The organism is Paenibacillus sp. OT2-17 (genome assembly GCF_009827695.1).
Classification (GTDB): Bacteria; Bacillota; Bacilli; order Paenibacillales; family Paenibacillaceae; genus Paenibacillus; species Paenibacillus polymyxa_B.
On sequence record NZ_WUDQ01000681.1, the window covers coordinates 1 to 1,764 of the forward strand.

The 1,764-nt window shown below is 40.2% G+C and carries 1 protein-coding gene; it reads right to left on the reverse strand.

Going from position 1 to position 1,764, the window contains the following annotated elements; translation table 11 throughout:
• On the reverse strand, window positions 1–1,764 hold a 1,764-nt coding region (locus GRP75_RS26070; RefSeq protein ID WP_160790780.1), incomplete at both ends, for a non-ribosomal peptide synthetase.

Below are 1,764 nucleotides of genomic sequence, written 5' to 3' on the forward strand. Positions count from 1 at the left end.
AGCTGATCTAAGGCTTTCTCAAAACGTTCTATATCAATACTGCCTTCTAACAACATAAACTCTGGCATATTGTATGCCACCCTTGCTCCTTCAAGCTGATTTAATATATACAGCCTTCTTTGGGAAGACGACATAGGATAGTATTCCATTTCTCCAGTGGGCTGGATAGATTGATAAATACTCTCTTGGGCTTCCTGGATGTACTTGGCAATTTCTGCAATTGTCGGCAGCTTGAATATCTCCTTAAGAGATATATTTACATTGAACTCTTTGTGAATTTTGGCTGCAAAGTTTATTGCTTTTAATGAGTGCCCCCCAAGCACAAAGAAATTATCATTTCTCCCTATTTTCTCAACCCCCAGGATATCCTGCCACAATTGTACAAGCTTCTCTTCCACTTCACCTGAAGGTGCTTCATACTCTACTCCAGTATTTAAATGAGCAGCAGGGTGGGGCAAGTTCTTCCGGTCTATCTTACCATTGGCTGTCAAAGGCATTTCATCCAGCTGCATGAAGTATGCCGGGATCATATACTCGGGCAATTCTTTTGAAAGGCATTCCCTTAGTTCAGTTATTGTCAGTTCATTTTCCCCAACGAAATATGCACACAGATCCTTGTTCTTCTGTTGGTCTTCCTTTACAATAACCACAGCTTCTTTTATTGAAGCATGTCTTAATAGCTGAGCCTCTATTTCTCCAAGTTCTATTCTAAATCCCCTTATCTTTACCTGGTGGTCCATCCTGCCTAAAAATTCTATATTCCCGTCAGGCAGCCATCTTGCCAAGTCCCCAGTACGATACATTCTTTCTCCCTTTATAAACGGGTTAGATACAAATCTTTCTGCAGTAAGCCCCGTCTTGTTTAAATAGCCTTTGGCAAGACCATCCCCAGATATATATAATTCCCCAGCGATACCTATAGGATTTACTTCTAATTTCTTACCAAGTATGCATGCTCTGGTGTTTGGCAAAGGACGGCCTATGGGGATATTATCCAATCTACTAAGCCCCGCCGCAGTAATCAAATATTCCGTAGAATCCACACAGCATTCGGTAGGACCATAAACATTTGTGATGCAAGGTTGCACATCCTCAAATCTGCTTAGGAAGTCTTTTACTGCATCAAATGGAAGAACATCTCCGCCTATAATAAAATGTCTCACTTTTAGGTTATTATCTATAGGAGGAGAATTTAACATCATATTTACGTGTATGGGCGTTCCATCCGAAATATCAATCCTATTTTCACTATAGAAGTCCAGCAGCTTTTTACCGTCTTTCCTTGCTTCCTCCGGTACAATGTACAATGCATGCCCCATTAGCAGTGCTGCGAAAATCTGCTGCACCGAAGCATCAAAAACATAAGGGGCAATGAGGCAAACATTCAACGGTGATTCATATTTGCTATATATTCTCTGGAACAGACCCTCTACCAGGTTTAATACACTCTTATTATCAATGCAAACACCTTTAGGGTTTCCCGTTGAGCCAGAGGTATAGATGATGTACGCTGTATCACCAGGCTTATTTATACATTTTATATTCACATCGTTTATAAAATTATAATCATAATCAGATAAATCAATAATCTCACCATCGAAATCATCACGATCCATAAGATGATTTTGGGTGAGTAAAATTTTGGCCTTGCTGTCCTCCATCATATACCTTTTTCTTTCCAATGGATAATTAGGATCTACAGGAAGGTACGCCCCCCCAGCCTTGATTACTGACATTATACCTATAACCATTTCAGGCGAGCGG